General features: G+C 43.3%; 14 protein-coding genes and 1 pseudogene. 9 read left to right on the top strand and 6 right to left on the bottom strand.

Annotated features, from left to right (window positions below; all coding sequences use genetic code 11):
- Positions 1–532: 532 nt before the first annotated feature.
- From J3U68_RS08065 to J3U68_RS08055, 3 genes are read right to left on the bottom strand one after another with little or no spacing between them, the layout of a single operon-like run.
- Entirely contained in the window at positions 533–1,888 is a 1,356-nt protein-coding gene (locus J3U68_RS08065) for a histidine kinase dimerization/phospho-acceptor domain-containing protein (RefSeq protein ID WP_267375948.1), read from the bottom strand.
- Positions 1,885–2,547: a response regulator gene (locus J3U68_RS08060; protein ID WP_267375946.1), complete on the bottom strand. Its 663-nt coding sequence runs from the start codon at positions 2,545–2,547 to the stop codon at positions 1,885–1,887. Before J3U68_RS08060 ends, J3U68_RS08065 begins: the two co-directional genes overlap by 4 nt.
- Positions 2,548–2,555: 8 nt before the next feature.
- Positions 2,556–3,254 carry a VIT1/CCC1 transporter family protein gene (locus tag J3U68_RS08055; protein ID WP_267375944.1) on the bottom strand — a complete coding sequence of 233 codons (699 nt, stop codon included), beginning with the start codon at positions 3,252–3,254 and terminating at the stop codon, positions 2,556–2,558.
- A 148-nt stretch (positions 3,255–3,402) separates the two neighbouring features.
- Between J3U68_RS08055 and J3U68_RS08050 the strand changes: the two genes are divergently transcribed.
- The 6 genes from J3U68_RS08050 to J3U68_RS08025 all read left to right on the top strand — a co-directional run bounded on the left by J3U68_RS08050 (position 3,403) and on the right by J3U68_RS08025 (position 17,254).
- On the top strand, positions 3,403–5,016 hold the full coding sequence (locus J3U68_RS08050) for a phosphoethanolamine transferase (RefSeq protein WP_267375942.1): 1,614 nt from the start codon (positions 3,403–3,405) through the stop codon (positions 5,014–5,016).
- A gap of 235 nt (positions 5,017–5,251) precedes the next feature.
- Positions 5,252–6,154 (top strand): recombination-associated protein RdgC, encoded by a 903-nt coding sequence (locus J3U68_RS08045; protein WP_267375939.1) that lies wholly within the window; start codon positions 5,252–5,254, stop codon positions 6,152–6,154.
- Positions 6,155–6,243: 89 nt separating this feature from the next.
- Positions 6,244–6,810 carry a dCTP deaminase gene (gene dcd, locus J3U68_RS08040; protein ID WP_267375938.1) on the top strand — a complete coding sequence of 189 codons (567 nt, stop codon included), beginning with the start codon at positions 6,244–6,246 and terminating at the stop codon, positions 6,808–6,810.
- Between the two features lie 506 nt (positions 6,811–7,316).
- The gene (locus J3U68_RS08035) at positions 7,317–7,835 is read left to right on the top strand and encodes a toxin-activating lysine-acyltransferase (RefSeq protein WP_267375937.1); all 519 of its coding nucleotides are present in this window, start codon (positions 7,317–7,319) and stop codon (positions 7,833–7,835) included.
- 67 nt (positions 7,836–7,902) lie between these two features.
- Positions 7,903–16,974 (top strand): hemagglutinin repeat-containing protein, encoded by a 9,072-nt coding sequence (locus J3U68_RS08030; RefSeq protein WP_267375936.1) that lies wholly within the window; start codon positions 7,903–7,905, stop codon positions 16,972–16,974.
- A 13-nt stretch (positions 16,975–16,987) separates the two neighbouring features.
- Positions 16,988–17,254: a hypothetical protein gene (locus J3U68_RS08025; protein ID WP_267375935.1), complete on the top strand. Its 267-nt coding sequence runs from the start codon at positions 16,988–16,990 to the stop codon at positions 17,252–17,254.
- A gap of 50 nt (positions 17,255–17,304) precedes the next feature.
- Here the strand turns inward: J3U68_RS08025 and J3U68_RS08020 are convergent, their stop codons facing one another.
- Entirely contained in the window at positions 17,305–17,493 is a 189-nt protein-coding gene (locus J3U68_RS08020; RefSeq protein WP_267376240.1) for a SymE family type I addiction module toxin, read from the bottom strand.
- A gap of 107 nt (positions 17,494–17,600) precedes the next feature.
- Here J3U68_RS08020 and J3U68_RS08015 point away from each other — a divergent pair, with 107 nt between their 5' ends.
- Positions 17,601–18,794: a hypothetical protein gene (locus J3U68_RS08015; protein WP_267376239.1), complete on the top strand. Its 1,194-nt coding sequence runs from the start codon at positions 17,601–17,603 to the stop codon at positions 18,792–18,794.
- The gene (locus tag J3U68_RS08010) at positions 18,794–19,174 is read left to right on the top strand and encodes a DUF6911 family protein (RefSeq protein WP_267375934.1); all 381 of its coding nucleotides are present in this window, start codon (positions 18,794–18,796) and stop codon (positions 19,172–19,174) included. The genes J3U68_RS08015 and J3U68_RS08010 overlap by 1 nt, the downstream gene beginning before the upstream one ends.
- Before the next feature lie 44 nt (positions 19,175–19,218).
- Here the strand turns inward: J3U68_RS08010 and J3U68_RS10715 are convergent.
- Both J3U68_RS10715 and J3U68_RS08005 read right to left on the bottom strand, forming a co-directional pair.
- Positions 19,219–19,350 (bottom strand): annotated as a pseudogene (locus J3U68_RS10715) (SymE family type I addiction module toxin); the annotation flags it as partial.
- A 216-nt stretch (positions 19,351–19,566) separates the two neighbouring features.
- Complete coding sequence (locus J3U68_RS08005; protein WP_267375933.1) at positions 19,567–19,806, bottom strand: RstR family transcriptional repressor; 240 nt, start codon at positions 19,804–19,806, stop codon at positions 19,567–19,569.
- Between the two features lie 112 nt (positions 19,807–19,918).
- Here J3U68_RS08005 and J3U68_RS08000 point away from each other — a divergent pair, with 112 nt between their 5' ends.
- Positions 19,919–20,104 carry a hypothetical protein gene (locus J3U68_RS08000; RefSeq protein ID WP_267375930.1) on the top strand — a complete coding sequence of 62 codons (186 nt, stop codon included), beginning with the start codon at positions 19,919–19,921 and terminating at the stop codon, positions 20,102–20,104.
- The last annotated feature ends 171 nt before the right edge of the window (positions 20,105–20,275 follow it).

Genomic DNA, 20,275 nt, shown 5'->3' with positions numbered 1-20,275 from the left:
AACGGATAATTTTATGCCAAAACATATGGTTCTAGTTTTGCTAAAATTATTGTTTAGCATATAATAATTGCTAGCACCCTAGTTAATTTGTGATCAATGTTGATATCTATAATCTCGTTGTGCATCCACGTTGATGTCTAATTAGTTTTTTATAAAATTATATTAGTTATATTAGATAATAACATTTGTCGGGTAATACTACATTGATATATATACCCAAAGGATGGTCAATAATTCCAACCTGAGTTATATCAAAATCAGGGTAATTCCTCATCAGATATATTATGTTAAGTAAATTGAAGGACTAGTTAAAAGCTATATAAAGTTGTGATGGGCTATAAAATGGTTTTAATAAAGTTTCTGATTATCAAAATAGTGACAATTTTGCTTTTTCATAAGCAGATAATTAATTTGGAAATGGATTACCTTAGCATTAGTTTTTAATGTGCTCAGCTTAAATACTTTTTGTTATCGTCTATTTAAGTTACTAGTCCAAAATTAAATAATTTGTTCCGCTTTAAAATATATTTCCTCAGTGATAAATTTTTATAAAGAATAAGTGATTGTTTTCTTCAGCGTTATAAAGATTTTGCAAATCGACCTTCAGCCCATGCAATTGCGCCACGGCATCAACAATAGACAATCCTAGCCCGCTACCGCTGTTTTCCTGACCTGCTGGACGGTAAAATCGTTCGCGCAACCGTTGCAGGTTAATCGATGCCTGACCGTTATAGGGGTTGGTGATGCTGATGCTGTCAGCTGCCATGATAATGTTGATGGTGCTGTGTGCTGGGCTGTAGCGAATAGCATTATCGAGCAGGTTGCGAATGAGTATGGTCAATAGCGTAGGGTCGCCTGATAGGGGAAGGACGTTCGTTGCTTCCGTTTGATACTGGCGTTGGATGCGACACTGATGTTCCCGTGCCGTTAAACTTACGCTTTCAATGGCTGCGGTAGTGAGTTTTGTCCAGTTGACAGTGGTGGTATATGGTGGGGCAGTTAACGGATCGAGACGGGAGAGGGTAAGGAGCTGATCGACGAGATGGGTAGTGCGGTTAATGCTGTTGTCTAGATTACGTATGCGCTGTTGTTGATTATCGTCGAGTTCGGTTAACGCCAAAACTTCGGTTTGTACTTTAAGTGCAGCTAACGGACTGCGCAGCTCATGTGCGGCATCAGCGGTAAAGCGTAATTCGCGTGCGCGGGTTTGTTCGATGCGTTGTAAAAGGTCGTTTAGCGCATTAATCATGGGCTGAATTTCGCTAGGTACGTCGTGACTGATAGGATTTACACTGTTTGGATCTCGCTGATACAAGGTTTCAGTTAGTATCTGTAAAGGGCGTGTACCGCGTCGAACGCTCCATACAATCAACCACAATAGCAAAGGTAGAGTGAGTATGGATACGGCTAATTGTGACCATATGGCGCGTAAAACAGTTTGCAAACGTTCGTGCATGCTGAAAGATACCGCGACTTGAAGTTGTTGTTGCGGGTCATTCAGGTAGAATAGGCGCCAGGAACGTCTTTGCCACCAGTTTCCTTGATTAATAAAGCCTTGGTAATTATTTTTGTAGGGAATGTTCAGACCAGTTTTATCGGCGTTAATGAGCTGCCCTTGATACCAAATGGCATAGCCGGATTCTTTACTGTCGATCAGACCGCGCTGTTTTTTAGGTATTTCGGGAAGGGTTGGGTAGTGGCTGGTATCAAGATTAATGGGCGTATGCATCAATCGCTGAGCAAACTGACTCATTTGGGTATCACCAGCTTCATTGATTTCGTGCATAACTGCGATGGCACTAATGATGGCAGTGGTGATCCAAAGCACTGGTAATGTACAACCCAAATAAATAAGTAATCGTTTGCTAATGGCGGTGGTCGGCTTCAAGGCTCTTCCCCAAGTTGGTATCCTAGTCCGCGACGAGTACGAATGATTTTACTGTTTATTTTTTTTCGTAAATGATGCACATGTACTTCGATAGCATTACTTTCAACTTCTTGTTGCCAACTGTAAAGTTTATCTTCAATTTGAGCGCGACTGAATACGCGTTGCGGATGCGTGACCAGTAACTGTAATAATAACCATTCACGTTGAGTGAGCTCAATCGGATGACCATCCAGCTTTGCACTGCAACTATTCAAGTTTAAGCTTAACTGTCCGAAATTAATTTCTGTCTGGCTAAAACCTTGACTACGGCGAATAAGTGCATGCAAACGAGCGATCACTTCATCCAAGGCAAATGGTTTGCATAAATAATCATCAGCACCTGCATTCAGACCGGCTAGTCGGTCGGGTAAGGCATCACGTGCTGTTAAAATCAATACTGGCGTATCCATTCCTTTATGACGCCAATGGGCAAGGACATCCATCCCATCGATTTCAGCCAAACTCAAATCGAGTATAACAGCATCGTAGGATACGGCACTTAATGCCTCTTCTCCTAACCGACCCGAAGCAAAAACATCGCATACCATTCCATGCTGATGTAGACCTGTACTGAGGCCTTCAGCTATATATTTATCATCTTCAAGAATCAATATGCGCATGCGTTCGCTCAGATAACGGTACCTAAAATATGTCCGATGATGCTGGTGAAGGCGAGTGCTAGGGCGCCTAAAATAACTATTCTAATCACGGCTGGACGTTTGGGCGCTCCTCCCAGATGGGCTGAAATGCAGCCTAAGATTCCAAGACCCACTATGGTGGTTATGGAAAGTATCGACATCAGCCAAATAGTTGAGCTTAGTAAAGATAGTAATACAGGCAACAATGCACCACAAGCAAAAGAAAAGGCAGAAGCCAAGGCAGCTTGTAAAGGATTGGCTTTACTGACTTCAGTAATACCGATTTCCTCACGTGCATGCGCTTCCAAGGCATTATGTTTAGTCATGGCTTGGGCAACCTGCTGAGCTAAACTTTCATCTAACCCTCGCTGACGATAAATATCAGTCAGTTCTTCCAACTCAACTTCTGGGTATTTTATGAGCGAGTCCATCTCTTTGCGTAAATCGGCTGCTTCGGTGTCTCGTTGGCTGGAAACAGAAACATATTCACCGGCAGCCATTGAAGCCGCTCCAGAAACCATGGCAGCGATACCGGTTAAAAGTAAGGTTTGATGATTTGGATCTGCTGCGGCCATCCCCATTAGTAAGCTGGCTGTGGAAATTAAGCCATCATTGGCACCCAATACACTAGCACGTAACCAGTTATTACGCGTAGAAAAATGTTGTTCAGTGTGCCAAGAGTGATTCATTTTGTTCTCCGATAAAAGCATGATATTACTATTAAATTCTTCTATCACTATGGGTTAAAGCAAGGTTCAATGCTGCAAAATTATGGCTTAAGCTTTTCTTAAGGTAAGTTGTTTACACTTGCACAAGTTTAGTTAATCAAGAATAGCTATGCATAAAAAGTGTATTTTGAGCAGTAATCAGGTGGTTTTTATCTTAAGCTGCTATATGATTTTAGTATTCAATCTGGGTTTTTGGCATTATGTGTTACAGCATGTAATTTTTAGAAATAATGTTGTTTTGTGGTTAACTTTGCCTGTTGTCATGTTGGCAGCCATGAATTTTTGTATGCAGTTGTTATTTTGGCCATATCTGCATCGAGTTTTTGTGCCTTTGATATTAATATTGGGCTCAGCGGCCAGTTATGCAGTCATGTCGCAAAATATTTATTTTGATGCCAACATGTTGCAAAATATCTTTCAAACCAATCCTGGCGAGGCCATGGCATGGTTAACCCCTCGGTTCTGGGTATGGCTAGGTTTGACTGGAGTGTTACCGGCGCAATGGTATTGCTGGGGTGTAGCTATCAGTTACAAAACCAAATGGTTTCGGGAATTAATGGGACGGCTGGTCAACACCATTATTTCTGTCGGAATAGTGGTTGCTATCATTTTAATGGCTTATGGCAGTTATATTTCTTTTTTCCGTAATAATAAGGCGTTGAATTATCTCATTGTCCCTACAAATATCGTAGGTTCGTCCATAAAAACTGCCTATAACACTTATGAAGCGCATCAGCCATTACAGCAGATTGGGCATGATGCCACTCATCAGAAACTAAAGCAAAAAAGAGTATTGGTTATCGTTATGGGTGAGACCACGCGTGCTCAAAACTGGGGGTTAAATGGCTATCAACGACAAACCACGCCTGAATTGGCCGCAATGGAAAAAGAGCTGATTAATTTTCCGCAGGTCACCTCCTGTGGTACAGCTACGGCGGTATCTCTACCTTGCTTATTTTCCAACATGCCTCGTCAACACTATAAAGCCAATTTGGCCAGACATCAGGAAGGATTATTGGATGTTTTGCAGCATGCTGGTGTGAATGTGTTGTGGCGTGATAATGATGGAGGTTGCAAAGGTGTATGTGACCGAATCCGTCATGAAAATGTACAGGATTGGGCCGCAGATTTGTCATGTAACAGCGAGGGCTGTCTGGATGAAAGTCTATTGCTTCATTTAAGTTCAACTATAGCTAGCTTACCCAATGATGCTGTATTGGTTTTGCACACCATGGGTAGCCATGGTCCGGCATATTATCAACGTTATCCAGATGCTTTTCGGCGTTATACGCCCACTTGCAATACCAATCAGATACAACAATGCTCTAAAGAAGAATTACGTAATACTTATGATAATACCGTGCTGTATACAGATCATGTGCTGGCAGAGGTCATCAAATTGCTGCAACAGCAAACGGGATTAGCCAGTGCTATGTGGTATTTTTCTGACCATGGTGAATCGCTGGGTGAAAATGGTATATATTTGCACGCTACACCTTATTCGATCGCACCGGCAGAACAAACCCACGTACCAATGGTGTTTTGGGCTAATCCGGATTTTAGCCGTGCCAGCCATTTGGATATGAACTGTCTGCGTCAACAAGCGCAGCAGCAAGATTATTCACACGATAATATTTTCCATTCAGTTCTGGGGTTGATGAATGTGCAGACCCGAGAATATCAGCCACAGCTAGATTTATTTGCAGCGTGTCGACAACAATAGTGATTAGGATAAAACTCATTTACCAACAAAAAATCTGCTATTAATTGAATACATTGGACTGATTTGCGATTAATAGCAATAAATGGTGGCTACTTTGACATAAACACAATAGCAATATTCAACCTTAGCTTGCGATTAAAGTTAATCCATAGCCTCTTAATTGCTAAATGGTCCACAGATGCTCAAGCTGCCGTATAATAGCCCCTTTCTCAGTAGGATGTGAAAGACATAAAACATGTGGTTTAAGCAACTAAGTATTTATCCGCTAAACAAAGAGAATTTGCCTGATCTGGATACCTTGGCAGATAAACTCAATGATGCAGCATTCAAACCATGTATGGGATTAGACTGGGACAGTATTGGGTTTGCCAGTCCCGTATCATTTAGTCCTGAAATGGTTTTTCCAGCGCAAAACACATGGCGAATTGCGCTGAAAAAAGAAGAAAAAGTGCTACCAGCAGCAGTTGTGCGTGATATTTTGGATGAAAAAATTAACGAAATACGTGAAATAGAAGGACGCAATGTTGGTCGCAAAGAAAAGATGGAATTGAAAGAAACCATCACCGACGATTTATTACCTCGTGCTTTTACCAAAAGTGGTAAAACGGAAGCAATCATTGATACCCAGCATGGACTATTACTGATCAATCAGGCAAATAGTAACCGTGCAGAAATGCTATTAACCAAATTACGTGATGCTTTAGGCGGTTTGGAAGCCAAATTGCCACGTACCCAGCAGTCACCAGGAAGCTTAATGACCGAATGGTTGTTAAACGGAGCTGCAGCAGGACATTTTGAATTAGATAGTGATTGTGAGCTAAAAGGCTTAGGAGATGCCGCGCCAGTAGTTCGGATTAGTCATCAGGATTTAACTGCTGAAGAAGTGATTAATCTGGTCAAAAACGGTAAAATCGTTACCCAGCTTGGATTGAGTTGGCAGGATAGAGTGCGCTTTGTCCTTACACAGGATTTCACCCTCAAACGCATCCAATTTCTCGATGTAATACAAGAAGAAGCAGCAGGGCAGGGAGACGATATGCAAAGCATCACCTTTGCTTCTCAAATATTGATGGCAGAAGCTTTAGGAGAATTATTGTCTGAACTTGTGCATCACTTGGGTGGTTGGCTTCCCGAATAAACATTTAATCAGGGGTAAATTAGCGCAATTTATCCGCTGGATTGATACAGGCTTCGGTATAATGCGCTAAATTTATTAAGGGTAATATCATGAGTATTAAGTCGGATAAATGGATACGCCGTATGAGCGAAGAGCACGGCATGATAGAACCGTTCGAACCTAATCAGATTAAACAGATGAACGGTGAAAAAATCATCTCTTATGGTACTTCTAGCTATGGCTATGATATTCGCTGTGCACGTGAGTTCAAAATCTTCACCAATATCAACAGTACCATCGTTGATCCGAAAAACTTTGATACACGTAACTTCGTCACTGTTGAGGACGATTCCTGTATTATTCCTCCCAACTCATTTGCATTGGCGCGTACCGTCGAATACTTCCGCATTCCGCGCGATGTATTGACAGTCTGTTTAGGTAAATCCACCTATGCGCGTTGTGGGATAATCGTTAATGTCACCCCGTTTGAACCAGAATGGGAAGGATATGTAACTTTAGAATTTTCTAATACCACGCCATTACCAGCAAAAATCTATGCAAATGAAGGTGTAGCACAAGTGTTATTTTTCCAAAGTGACGAAGAATGCGATACCTCTTACAAAGACCGTGCAGGCAAATATATGGGACAAACTGGCGTAACCTTACCTAAAGCATAATACCATTGGTCAAAAAGGGCACTTAGGCGCCCTTTTTTCATATAAAAATATATCAGCCATATTCGATCTTACTTGAATAAGTTTTTTAAAAAAATGAACCCACAACCCTAATTTTAAAGGGTTATGTTTATAACAAAATCATTTTAATCAAGATCAATTTAATTAACACGAATAAATCATATATGACAATATATTGACTATTCATTTTGAAATAATCTTAAAAATAATCCATCTTAATTATTAAATAACGTTAAATACAAACCTAAAATAAATAAATAATATTAATTTAAGATAACTAATCCCTGACAAGCTCTTCAAAAAATAGATCTCAAAATTCATCCATTTTGAGATTTATTCATCTCAAAAAGCAAATAAACCTTAATTTTGCTACTTTTTTTGGGCAAAGAGAATTCATTCAAAAAATATCGAAAGTTAAGAAATAATAATGGCGAATAATTAAATTTACAATTATAATTATACCGATTTGATAAATATAAGTATTCAAGATGGAGAAATTTAACATATCGTTTTTAGCTCCGGCTGTTTTTCAGCAACAATGGGCAACGACTACGGTTTTAGGTTCAATTACATGGTTATGGATAAATTCAAAACATCACCAGCAACACACGATCCAAACATTTCATAAGCATTTATTGCCAGTAATCAACTGTCAACAATTTGCTTTATTTTATTTAAACCAGCAACCAATCGCCTATATTACCTGGGCAATGTTTGATGAAGAGGCCGAACAAGCTTATATACAGGACAACCGCTCATTACTATTGCATCCGCAATACTGGAATAGCGGTAGCAGAATGTGGCTAATCGATTGGTTTGCCCCATTTGGACATTCCATCTACTTAAAAAACATCATTCAAAACCAAATTTTTCCCACTTCAGTGGTGCGCTTTCTTTATCACCGTAGTGAACAGACCAAAGCAAAAATTCTGCATGCTAAGGGCGTAGCTGTTACAGCTCAAGAGTATCAGTACTGGATGCAACACAATCCATTACCGGCCCTTTAAATAACTCCACCTTTTCATTTAATTCCAATTAACTTTCCTATTTATAAATTAGATAACAGGTATAAAAATGAACAAAGCACGTTATAAAGTCATCTTTAACCGTCACCGTGGTCAAATGATGGCCGTAGCCGAAAACACCGTCAGCAATGGTAAAAGCCCAGCAGATCGGAGTGCAGGTGAGCATAGCGTGTTCAAACAATTTTTAGCTAGCATTCCCGTGCTGACTAGTGCCATCCTGTTGGGGCTGGGTATCTGCGTGGTATTAGATCATGCCATAGCCGCTGATATTCATGTTGATCCATCCGCCCCTAAAAACCAGCGCCCCAACATCGTACAAAGCGCTAATGGTACCGTCCAGGTCAACATCCAAACTCCAAGTAAAAAAGGTGTATCTCTCAACCAGTATCGCCAGTTTGACGTTCATCAAAAAGGTGCCATCCTCAACAACAGCCGTAAAAACACCCGTACCCACTTAGGTGGATGGGTTCAGGGCAATCCATGGTTGGCTGGAGGCGAAGCCAAAATCATCGTTAACCAAATCAACAGTCGCAACCCAAGCCAACTAAATGGCTACATCGAAGTAGCCGGACGTCGTGCCGAAGTCATCATGGCTAACCCATCCGGCATCAACGTCAATGGAGGTGGCTTCATCAACGCAGCGGGTGTCACCCTGACTACCGGTCAACCCATCATCAACAACGGACAACTAAACGGCTATCAAGTACGCGAAGGCAACATCAGCATCAACGGACAAGGTCTGGATAGCAGTGGCAGCGACTATACCCGTTTGCTGAGCAAAGCCGCCCAGATCAATGCAGGCATCTGGGCAAACGACCTGAGCATCATAGCTGGCAGCAATGACCTCAGCAGCAATGGACAGATCAGCCAGATTCAGTCAGACCCAAACGGCCGTGAGCGTATAGCCATAGATACAGCTCAGTTAGGCGGAATGTATGCTGGCAAAATCAGCCTTATCAGCAGCGAAAAAGGGGTTGGTGTGAACAATGCCGGGCAAATCTTTGCCGGAGCAGGAGGGGTGGTAATCAGTGCGGATGGGAAACTGAGTAACAGTGGTAGCATCGTAGCAGCAGACCGAGCACAAAACGGAGGCGACCAAGCAGGAGCGGCCTTACAAGGGCAAAGCATCATAAACAGTGGCACCGTATCCAGTCAGGGCAAAATGCAGCTGCAAAGCGAGCAGCTAAAAAATAGTGGCTTAATCACCAGTGCAGACGAACTGAACATCCGCAACCAGCATAACCTGGACAACCAAGGCGAAATCAATGCGGGTCGACTGGATATTGACACCAATAAACTGTATAACCGCGAAGGCAAAATCATTCAAACTGGCTTACAAAGCCTAGGTATCAACACCCAGCACCTTCAAAACAGCAACAACAGCTTAATCGGCTATGCACCGAGTACAGCGACAGCCGATCAGCCAGATAGCTCATCGACCCCAACCAAACCTACCGAAACCCCTTCAACCCCACCAACCACAGCCAGCGCCGCTGGCACAACCCAGAGCGTTGCTGAAACAAATAGCTCAGTACCTAATACCTTTACTGCCGGACAAATCACCAGCGAAAGTATTAACAATGACAATGGCCAGATCATCGCCAACGGCGGTATTGATCTCAGTTCAGAGCAGGGTTTAACCAACCAAGCTACCTTGAACCTGAACCAACTTCATGTGAGCGGAGCTGAGTTGAATAATCAGCATGGCAAACTGAGCGTAAACCAAGCCCACATCACCACCGACCGCATAGACAACCGCCAAGGTGAAATTTTCAGCAATGAACACTTTAAGTTTGCCGGACAACATCTCGACAACCGTCAAGGCAAAATACAATCAGCCAACCAACTGCAGATTCATAGCCAGGAAATAGACAACAGTGCCACCGGCGTCATCGCAGCGCAAAACCAGGCCGAACTGAACACGACTTCCCTTAATAACAACGAGGGCAGCATCGATGCAGAAAACATTAACTTAAGTGCTGAGCGCGTCAGCAACCAGCAAGGCGCCATACGCGCCAACAAACAGCTTCAAGCACAAATCAACCAAAGCCTCGACAACCAACAAGGGCAAATTAGTAGTGCCGAAGACCTACTCTTACATGACCAGCAGCAAGAAAACCTGATTATCAACAACAGCGGCAAAATTCTGGCAGGCAATGACCTGACCATCCAAAGCAAGCAACTGCACAACAGCGGAGAGATAGGTGCCAATCGCGATGCCAGCATTCAACTGCGTGATGACTTCAACATCACCGCCGACCTCAATGCGGGCGGAGCGTTAAACATCAGCAGCAAAGGCGACATCAACAACCATCAAACCCTCACCGGTGGTAAAAGCGTCAAATTGAACGGCAACAACATCATCAACCACAGCGATGGCACCATCCAAAGCAACACCCAAACCGAGCTGCAAGCCAACCACAGCATCACCAACCGTGGATTAATCAACAGCAACGGCACCACCCTGATTCAATCCGCTAGCGACATCAACAACATCGGAACTGGTCGTATCTATGGCAATCATGTCGCCATCGGTACCCAGCAATTGATTAATCGTGAAGAAACGCTCAATAATCACACCCAAGCAGCCGTGATTGCAGCCAGACAACGACTGGATATCGGCGCTAAAAACATCACCAACCAAGAACATGCCTTAATTTCTAGTGCTGGTGACATTGCTATTGGCGGCGCATTAGATCAAAAAAATCAAGCCATAGGTATGGCTGATAGATTGATTAATAGCAGCGCGCGTATCGAAGCGCAAGGTAACGGCACCATCGCTGTACAGCAGCTGCAAAATCGCAACAACCACTTTAATGTAGAAGAATACCTACACAGCGAAGAGCGCATCAAACAGTATCAACAACAAGGCAATCCAGCGATCTGGGTAGATGGCGTTGACGGCAAATTCGTAAGAGAAAGAAAAAAGCTCAAATTTATTTTCAACGATGGCAGCAAAACAATTTGGAATAAATGGCATTCTGAAAAACTTCACTGGTGGGATTTTAAACGCAAAACCTACAAACAAAAAGTGACCGAAACCGATCCGAGTGAAATCATTATCGGCGGCGACCTAAATATCAGCGGCAGTCACTGGTTGAACGAAAACAGCCACATCATCGTTGGTGGCATTCTAAGTGGAACAACAAACCTCAACCTCGAAAATCGCGAAACCAAAGGACAACAGCGTGTTGAAGAACAAGGTCGCCAAGGTGGCTATAAATATGACAATTCATCGCATAGAAAAGGCCGAATTAAAACCACCAATACAAAATCCTACAATCGGACCATCAGCACCAGCCATGATTTTGACAATCCTGTAAGCACTGTACAGCAGCATGCTAATACCGGTACCAACCAAGCTCAGGCCGATCAGGCAAACCTTAACAATCTGCCCGATCATCAGCTAAACCAACACAATCAGCTTATCCAGAGCCAAAATAGCAGCCTGAGCAAACTGCCTAATAGCAGCCTGTATCACATTAACCCCAACAACAATGGTTACCTGATCGAAACCGATCCGGCGTATACCAACATGCACAAATGGCTCAGTAGCGACTATATGCTCAGTGCCTTAGGTCATGATCCAAGTAAAATGCAAAAACGACTGGGAGATGGTTACTACGAACAACGCCTGATTAACGAACAGATCACCAACCTAACCGGCTACAGACGCTTAGAAAATTATCAAAACGACGAAGAGCAATACAAAGCCCTGATGAATGCGGGCGTGACCTTTGCGCAGCAATACAACATTACCCCAGGCATCGCCTTGACAGCAGAGCAGATGGCCAAACTAACCAGCGACATCATCTGGTTAGTGAGCGAAACCATCACCCTAGCTGATGGCAGCAAACAAAACGTACTCGTACCCAAAGTCTACCTGATTGCCCGCTCCGGCGACGTCAGCGCCAATGGAAGCCTAATCAGCGCGCGCAACATCAACCTGCAAAACAGCGGTGACATCAGCAACCAAGGTACCATCGCGGCGCAAAACATCGTCAACCTTGGCGCGCAGAACATCGACAACAGCGGACTAATCAGCGCACAAAAAATGAGTTTGAGCGCACAACATAACATCGACTTCAATGGCGGAGCAGCCGTAGCCAAAGACCTGATATTATTGAATGCTGACCATGTCCAGTTAAACACCACCACCGTAGACTATGGAGATCAACGCAATGGTGGTACCGTTATCGACCGTACAGCTGGACTGTACCTAACTGGTGAAAAAGACAGCGTACTGAGCATATCAGGTACCCATGGCATCAGCACCCATGGTGCAGCGATCATCAACAACGCCGAGAATGGTCTTACCCAGCTCAGCGCCAAAGAAGGCAGCGTCGAACTGAGCACCGTGACCACCAGCCAAAACATGGCGTCAGGCAGCCGCAGCGACAAAAACCACTGGATTAATCGCTATCAAAGTGAAAACGGCACCGGCATCATCGCCGCGGGCGACATCAACATTAATGCCAAAGATCAAATTAACCTTCGCCAAAGCGATATATACAGCCTCAATGGCAGCATCAACATCTATGGTGAAAACGGCGTCAACATCATCGAAGGGCGGCAGCAAACCGAACTGGATCATTCCGTTTACCGCAAAACCAAAAAAATCGCTTCCAAAAAAACCGTCCTGGATCGACATCAGGCCAACTATAACGAAGCCATAGGCAGCACTCTATCCGGTCGCCAAGTCAATATTGGTTCAGCGCAAGACATCCACATACAAGGGAGTAACATCATCTCTACCGACCAAACCATTCTCAGTGCTGGTAGAGACATCAACATCGAAGCGGCGCATAACCTCTATCAGGATCATATCTATCACGAAGAAAAAAAATCCGGCTTTAGCGCCAGCGTAACTAAAGGCGTTGCCAGCGTAGGCTACAGCAAATCCAAACTGCAACTGGATCAACAAGATCACAACAACACCTTGACCATGAGTCAGATAGCCAGCCTCAACGGCAACACCATCCTGCAGGCTGATGGAGACATCAACCTCAAAGCCTCCGCTCTGGGCGCCGGCAAAAACCTCACCTTAAATGCTCAAAACATCAACTTGATGGCTGATCATATCAGCAGCGACCACTATACCGACCTCAAAACCAAACAGAGTGGTTTCAGCATTGGCTTCACCTATTCCCCTTTAGTTGCCGCCGCCACCACCCTCAAAGACGGCATGCGCAGTGGAGACTTCAGCAACAGCATCGTTGGTCGCAGCATGCAGCTGGGCGAAGCAGCCTCCAGCGCCTATCAAGCGGCCAGTACCCCCATCGTGGTTACCCTGAGTCACCAACGTAGTCACCAGACCCGTGATGTTCACCAACGTACTGCCGTGGGCAGCGAACTAACAGCTGGCGGCAACCTAAACCTCATAGCCAAAGGCGGCGACATCACCAGCGAAGGCGGTAAACTATCTGCCGAAGGCGATGCCATCCTCTATGCCAAAGACAACATCAACCTAAGCTTTGCGCGTGATGCCCATAGCGAAAGCGCCAGCAGCAAAACCAGCGGTTTCAACTTTGATAACCGCAACTGGAACTCATCCTTCGGCATGTACCATGACAAAAGCGCAGGTCAGGGTAAACTAGACACCATTACCGGCACCCAACTCTCCGTTGGTGGGACATCCATCATCAAAACCGATACCGGCGACATCAACATCCTTGGTAGCAGCGTTGTGGCCACCCACAACAACATCATCAATGCAGCCGGCGACGTCAACATCAAATCCAGCCAAAATAGCAGCTTCCAAAGCGAAAAACACAGTAGCAAAGGCTGGGGCAGCGCCCAAATTTCCGATACCGAAAAATTTACCGGCTACATGAGCAGCAAAGACGAATATCGCGGTAACAGCGTCGAACAAATACGCAGCCAAATCGGCAGCTTAACCGGCAACGTCAACATACAAGCAGGAGGTCATTACACCCAGCAAGTAGCCGACATCATAGCTGGCAAAGACATCAACATCAGCGCCAAAGACATCAACATCCTTGACGATGCCAACTACGGTAGCAGCCATCAATCATCCAAAGACCTCAAAATAGGCAACTTCACCAAAATCAGCTCCCCACTGATCGATCTGGCTAATGCCGTCGACACCGCGTATAAAAGCAAAGCCGACGATCGTACCCGAGCCCTGCAAGGCATGGCGGCACTGGGACAAGGATACATGGTTTACAGCGCGGCACAGAACTTCCAGAATGCCCTGAACAACAACGCCGGCGTCATTGCCGCAGCCATGAAAAACGGCCAGGCGGTTGATCCAAACAAACTCCAAGACGGCACCCTACTCAAAATAGAAACTGGTATTGGTTTCAAGAGCAGCAATAGCCGGCAGGACAACAGCTACCGCGTTTCCCAGGCCAACCAACTGACAGCAGGAGGTAACATCAACCTCAACAGTCGAGAAGGCGACATCCACCTGCAAAACACCCAGCTGAATGCCACCGACACCATCGCCTTGAACTCAGCCCGAGACATCCTGCTCGAAGCAGGTCAAAACCACCAACAAGCCGATGGCAAAAACAGCAGTGCCGGCGTAAGCGTCGGAGTAGGAGCCTCAATCGGAGCCAAAACCGGCGTCTACATCTATGGTGATATAGGATTTAGTTCAGGCAAAAACCATCTGGATGCCCTCACATACAATCCAACCACCCTGCAATCAGACAAACTAAAAATCAGCAGCAAAGGCAACACCACCTTAAAAGGAGCTCAGGCCACAGCAAACCGCATTGATGCCGATGTAGGAGGCAAACTAAGCATCATCAGCCTGCAAGACAAAATAGACCAGAAAAACAGCCAAAGCGGAGCCAACATTCATGTACAGGGCGGCTTTGGCAGCGTGTGGGAAGTATCTGGTGGAGTCAACAGCAGCAAAGCATCCGGACACCTCAATGCCGTCAACCAACAATCCGGCTTATTTGCCGGAGAGGGCGGCTACCACATCAAAGCAGACAGCGTAGAATTGCAAGGGGGAGCCATAGCCTCAAGTGCTGCCAAGGAGCACAACCAGCTTATTGCTAACAGCATCAGCTTTAGTGACATCGAAAACCAATCTAGTTTCAAAGCCAATACCGCGTCCATCAACGGAGGCGTCTCTGGACTAGGCTCAAGTGAACCGGGCAAACCGCACTATACACCGAGCATACCGCAGCACCAAAGTGGCAGCGATAAAAGCACCACCCATGCCACCTTAAGCCCGGGACAGATCATCATCAATGGTAAAGAGACCAGCGTAGAAGAACTGGGTATCCACAGCGACATCAACACTGCGCATAGCCAAGTAAACCAACTGCCGGATTTACAGCAAATACTCGACAAACAGAAGGCAGTAGCCGACGCCACCGCAACCATCATGCAAAGTGTGCGTACTTTCAGTAGCGACATGGCCAACAAAGCGGCCAAAGAACGCTTAGAAGCGCGAGAGCAAGCCGAACAGGAAATGTATAACAACAACCCAGAACTGTGGCAAGAATATAACGAACTGACAGAATCAGAAAAACAACAAGTACTAAGAAAGACCAATAAAGAATATCAAGCAGCAGATGATCAGGCCCAATCCTGGGGCATAGGCGGCAACAAGAGCCGCGCCTTAAATGCAGTCACCACCGCCATCACCGGCATATTGGGAGGACAAACCAATATGCAAGTGCTAACCAACACCTTAGCCCCATATGCCTCCGAATTAATAGGGCGGAAGTTTGGACATGGAGAAGATCAGAACAAAGCAGCTCAACTACTGGCCCATGCGATATTGGGAGCAGTTACGGCAAGCGTCAACGGAGGCAATGCAGCCGCCGGCGCAGCAGGCGCAACCGGAGCGGAACTAGCAGCAGATTACCTGATCAGTCAATTACCTAAAGACAAATATCCAGAAGCAATAAATCCATTAACAGGAGAAATCGACCCGAACAGACTGCCGGAAGAGGTGAAAAGCACCATAAGAGACTTGTCATCCGCTGTCGCCTCAGTAGCAGGGGGGATAACCGGAGGGAATATAAGCAATGCGCAGATAGCCGGAGTGGCAGGGATGAATGCGGTTGAGAATAATGCCCTAATTAATATTAAAGGAGAAAGTAAACTAAATTCTGAAGAGAGAAAAATAAATGACAAGCTTAAAAAGGCCGGCGTACAAATTGCAGATGATTATCAGAAAAGATATGACGCTTGTGTAACAGATCAATGTAGACAACAAGTAGAAAAAGATTATAGAAAAGCCTCAGAAGAGGCAAACAAAATCATATTGAATTTGTATATGACGGGACAGCTAACAGAAGAAGAATCCAAAATATTATTGACAAGCTATGCTACAAAAATGATGGAAGGAGCGGGCGAAAGCCAAAGAGCAAGAGGGCCACGCATCGTAGATATAAACGTAAATGAATGGATACCATCGGCAAGAATAGCGAATGAGTATTTTCATCAAATAACCATAGCCAACGTAATAAAACAAATGAAACGCTCAGGAAAGTCAGATGAGCAAATAGAGACAAGATTAGTTCAATATGGACTAGTGGCAAATCACCTAGGTTCCTATAGTGTATTGCAACAGCAAGTAGATGCATTAATTAATAAGGGAGAGGGTGGAGATGCACTGATACAAGCAGCAATATTTAAAAATAAAAGAAAATTAATAAATGGAGGGTATAATGCCAAAAAGGGGACTAGTCAGACTAATAAGGTTGCAACTACAGGAACTCCGAATTTACCAGTAGCGCGTAAAGGAAAAGTGACTTACGAACCATTGGCTAAACCTGATGCTAATGAGTTAAGGGCTGGTCAGAAATTTGCTGATCAGGGATATGATGTAACTTATAGAGCAACTGCTTCTGATAAAGGAATTTCAGGAACAAGGACATCTGATTTACATGTTAATGGGATAGGTAAAGTTGATGTTTATACGCCAAAACCAACAACTAAAGTTGATCGAATATTGAGCTCGATTGAAAAGAAAAGCAACCAAGCTGGTGGCGTTATTGTACAAATGGATCTATCTGGAAAAGAAATGCAGAGTATGGCCTCTAGATTATGGGGTAAACCAAATGCTCAAAATATTAAGACTCTATTTTTCCAAGATTCAAAAGGCACAATACACCGTTATGATAGAAAATAATTAGGATTAGTTTATGCCGAAAATTGCATGCAAATGTGGGCAAATAATGAATATTGGCTCACTTGATGAAGACTTCGCTTATGATCTCATTTCACAAAATGCTTTATGGGACATAATAGATATATGTTCTGAACAAAAAGGACTTACCTCTGAAAAGTTTATAGATTCTTTTAATCAAGAAAGCGTTGAAGTGTATGAATGTCCATCTTGTAAAAGATTATTAATTGAAGAGTCTCCACGTTCTAATAAATTTAGTTTTTATAAAAAAGAAACTGAATAATCCAACAATAATAAGATCCCAGCTTAACACTGGGATCTGTTTTTGTATTATTAGATCTGTATAGCACGTTCAATAATCAGCTTGTTCTGCTCAACTTTAATAATAACAGGCCGCCCGGCATAAAAACCTATCTGCTCCAGCCATCTACCTTTAATGGTGAGTTGGGGTCTGAGGGTGGTGAGTCCGCCGTTGGGAGTGTAACCCACGGTGTAAAATCGCTCAGTGGGTTGTAGTGCCAGTGCTTGTCTGTGGTTGATTTTAGCGTTGAATATATCTTAGCCATAGTTAACTCCGTAATAGTTAGTTGTTGTTAGCAAGTTAGCGGTTGCCTCAGTAGCGGGGGGGAATAACCGGAGGGAATATAAGCAATGCGCAGATAGCCGGAGTGGCAGGGATGAATGCGGTTGAGAATAATGCCCTAATTAACATTAAAGGAGAAAGTAAACTAAATCCCGAAGAGAGAAAAATAAATGACAAGCTTAAAAAGGCAGGCGTACAAATTGCAGATGATTATCAGAAAAGATATGACGCTTGTGTAACAGATCAATGTAGACAACAAGTAGAAAAAGATTATAGAAAAGCCTCAGAAGAGGCAAACAAAATCATATTGAATTTGTATATGACGGGACAACTAACAGAAGAAGAATCCAAAATATTATTGACAAGCTATGCTACAAAAATGATGCAAGGAGCGGGCGAAAGCCAAAGAGCAAGAGGATCACGCATCATAAATATAAACGCAAATGAATGGATACCAGCGGCAAGAATGTCGAATGAGTATTTTCATCAAATAACCATGACTAACCTGGTAAAACAAATGAAACGGTCAGGGAAGTCAGATGAACAAATAGCAACAAGAGTACTTCAATATGAACTAGTGGCAAATTACCAAGGTTCATATAGTGTAATGCAACAGCAAGTAGATGCATTAATGAATGGGGGAGTGGGTATTGATGCTGTGATACAAGCAGCAGTATTAAGAGCGGGAAGAAAATTAACAAATCAAGAGATAAGATTAATAAAAGAAAGGTATAATGCTAAATGGAATGCTGGTAAGAATACACCAGTAAAAATGCTGAAAAAGCCCAACAAGGGACTAAAAAATGAATCGAATGCAAATAAGGGAACGACGGTTGTTAAACCAACAGTCACGGCTGAGTTAGAAGTTAATGGTGTTAAATTTAAAGATACTAATCAAAAAGCAAGACCTGCGGACAAGGCAAATGCAAATGAGTCAACACTGATTGCAGATAAAATAAGAGATAAAGAAATAGCTACAGGTAAAGAACTTCCTAATTGGAATATGGCTAATGCACATGCAGAAATAGGTGCAATTCAGCAAGCTCATAACGCAGGACTGGCTAAGGGGGCTGATCTGAAAATTAATGTGACAGGGAAAGCTATTTGTAGTTATTGTCGTTCGGATATTGTTTCTGCCGCAAAAGCTGCTGATGTTAAATCGATAACAATATATGAAGCAAAAACAGGGTTAACCTATTATTGGCGACTAGGTATGAAAAAACTTGAGGTACAAAAATAATGAAATTTTTATTGTCTTGGGTTATTGAAGATAAAGGTGGTCACACTTATTCTTTTAATTGGGATTTTTTAAAGAATTTGCTAATTAATTTAAAAAATTCTCGAGGGAGTATCACATTATCTATAATTGATAGGGAAACGGGAATAACATCGCTACAAACTCAAGCAGAAAATAATAATTATCTACTAACATTAGAAGATGAAACGGAAGATGAAATAGATGTAAAATCTTATTTTAATGAGTTGGGTGGACAAGGACAGATTAAAATTCTTGGTGATTATTGGGATAAGAGACAAGTAACTAATGACTATTCAATGATTTTAGATATCTTCTCTCAATATTATTTAACAGGCGATATAAATAGAGATTATATAAAGTAATCTCCTAATCCCCACATCATCAGCGGGGGAGCTTTTACAGCCTTCTAAATCTGCATCACAAGTTCAATAATCAACTTGTTTTGCTCAACTTTAATGATGACCGGTCGGCTGGCATAAAACCCTATCTGTTCCAGCCAGCTCCCCTTAATGGTTAGTTGCGGTCTGGGGTTGGGCTTTGTGCCTTGTGGTACTTAACCCACGGTTTAAAATCGCTCAGTGGGTTGTGGTGTCGGTGCTTTGTCTGTGGTTGATTTTAGCGTAGGCTATCTCTTAGCCATAGTTAACTCCTAGTAAGTTAGTTGTGGTTAGCAGGTTAGCGGTGGTGGTACACCGTTAACCTGCGCTGTTATTTACTGTCTTGTGTAACTTCTCTTCTTTATGCCCAGTTTTAATCAACCAATCAAATGCTTAGCCTGATGCTTTAAAATCATAGCGACTAAAATCTTTTTTATTGACTTCTGCTCGTCAGCAGTCATCTGCTTGACCGCCTCAAACTTAAGCTTAAGCTCAAGCTGTGGTTCACGTTCACCGTCCTCAAATATCAGCCAGTCGGTGGTGACATTAAACGTCGTGGCAATCTTCTTTAAGATATCTAAAAAGGGCTGAGCTTCGCCTGCTTCATAGGGGCGCACTTGGGTTAACAGTTAATGGTGTAGAGAGGACTGTGCATTGGAGTGGTGATGTAGGTGTTGTTACCGAAAGTAACGGTAAAATTATTGTGACCTTTTTAAGACGGAGTGAAAAGTGATCAACTGGATATATCCTGATGTTGTTGATAAATTGAAAAAAAAATGTGATTCTTTTTTGAACAAAGAAATCGGGGTGGAAGAAATACAATCTAGCATTTATGAGGCTGAATACCAAATTCTAGCATTAGAAGAGAAATGGTTAAGGGAATTACTGTTTGATGCAGAAAATAAATTGAATTAAACCGTTATACGATAGATAGCGATAAGTTAGAACTATCTGTTGAACTCATCATTAAGAATATAATGACAAAAATATCATAGTGGTAATGATCCCCACCTAACTGGCGGGGATCTCATTATTGAAAACGAATCCAGCTTCAAAGCCAATACCGCGTCCATCAACGGAGGCGTC

The sequence above is a fragment of the Snodgrassella sp. B3882 genome (genome assembly GCF_026535915.1).
Classification (GTDB): Bacteria; Pseudomonadota; Gammaproteobacteria; order Burkholderiales; family Neisseriaceae; genus Snodgrassella.
The sequence above is the reverse complement of the archived record's forward strand: the minus strand, read 5'-3'. Positions and strand labels throughout refer to the sequence as shown.

Bases quoted from the DNA above. Each gene is read 5' to 3' on its own strand.
- J3U68_RS08010 (WP_267375934.1), top strand. From the start codon at position 18,794: ATGAAATTTTTATTGTCTTGGGTTATTGAAGATAAAGGTGGTCACACT.
- J3U68_RS08050 (WP_267375942.1), top strand. From the start codon at position 3,403: ATGCATAAAAAGTGTATTTTGAGCAGTAATCAGGTGGTTTTTATCTTA.
- J3U68_RS08035 (WP_267375937.1), top strand. From the start codon at position 7,317: ATGGAGAAATTTAACATATCGTTTTTAGCTCCGGCTGTTTTTCAGCAA.
- dcd (WP_267375938.1), top strand. From the start codon at position 6,244: ATGAGTATTAAGTCGGATAAATGGATACGCCGTATGAGCGAAGAGCAC.
- J3U68_RS08025 (WP_267375935.1), top strand. From the start codon at position 16,988: ATGCCGAAAATTGCATGCAAATGTGGGCAAATAATGAATATTGGCTCA.
- J3U68_RS08060 (WP_267375946.1), bottom strand. From the start codon at position 2,547: ATGCGCATATTGATTCTTGAAGATGATAAATATATAGCTGAAGGCCTC.
- J3U68_RS08030 (WP_267375936.1), top strand. From the start codon at position 7,903: ATGAACAAAGCACGTTATAAAGTCATCTTTAACCGTCACCGTGGTCAA.
- J3U68_RS08045 (WP_267375939.1), top strand. From the start codon at position 5,252: ATGTGGTTTAAGCAACTAAGTATTTATCCGCTAAACAAAGAGAATTTG.
- J3U68_RS08055 (WP_267375944.1), bottom strand. From the start codon at position 3,254: ATGAATCACTCTTGGCACACTGAACAACATTTTTCTACGCGTAATAAC.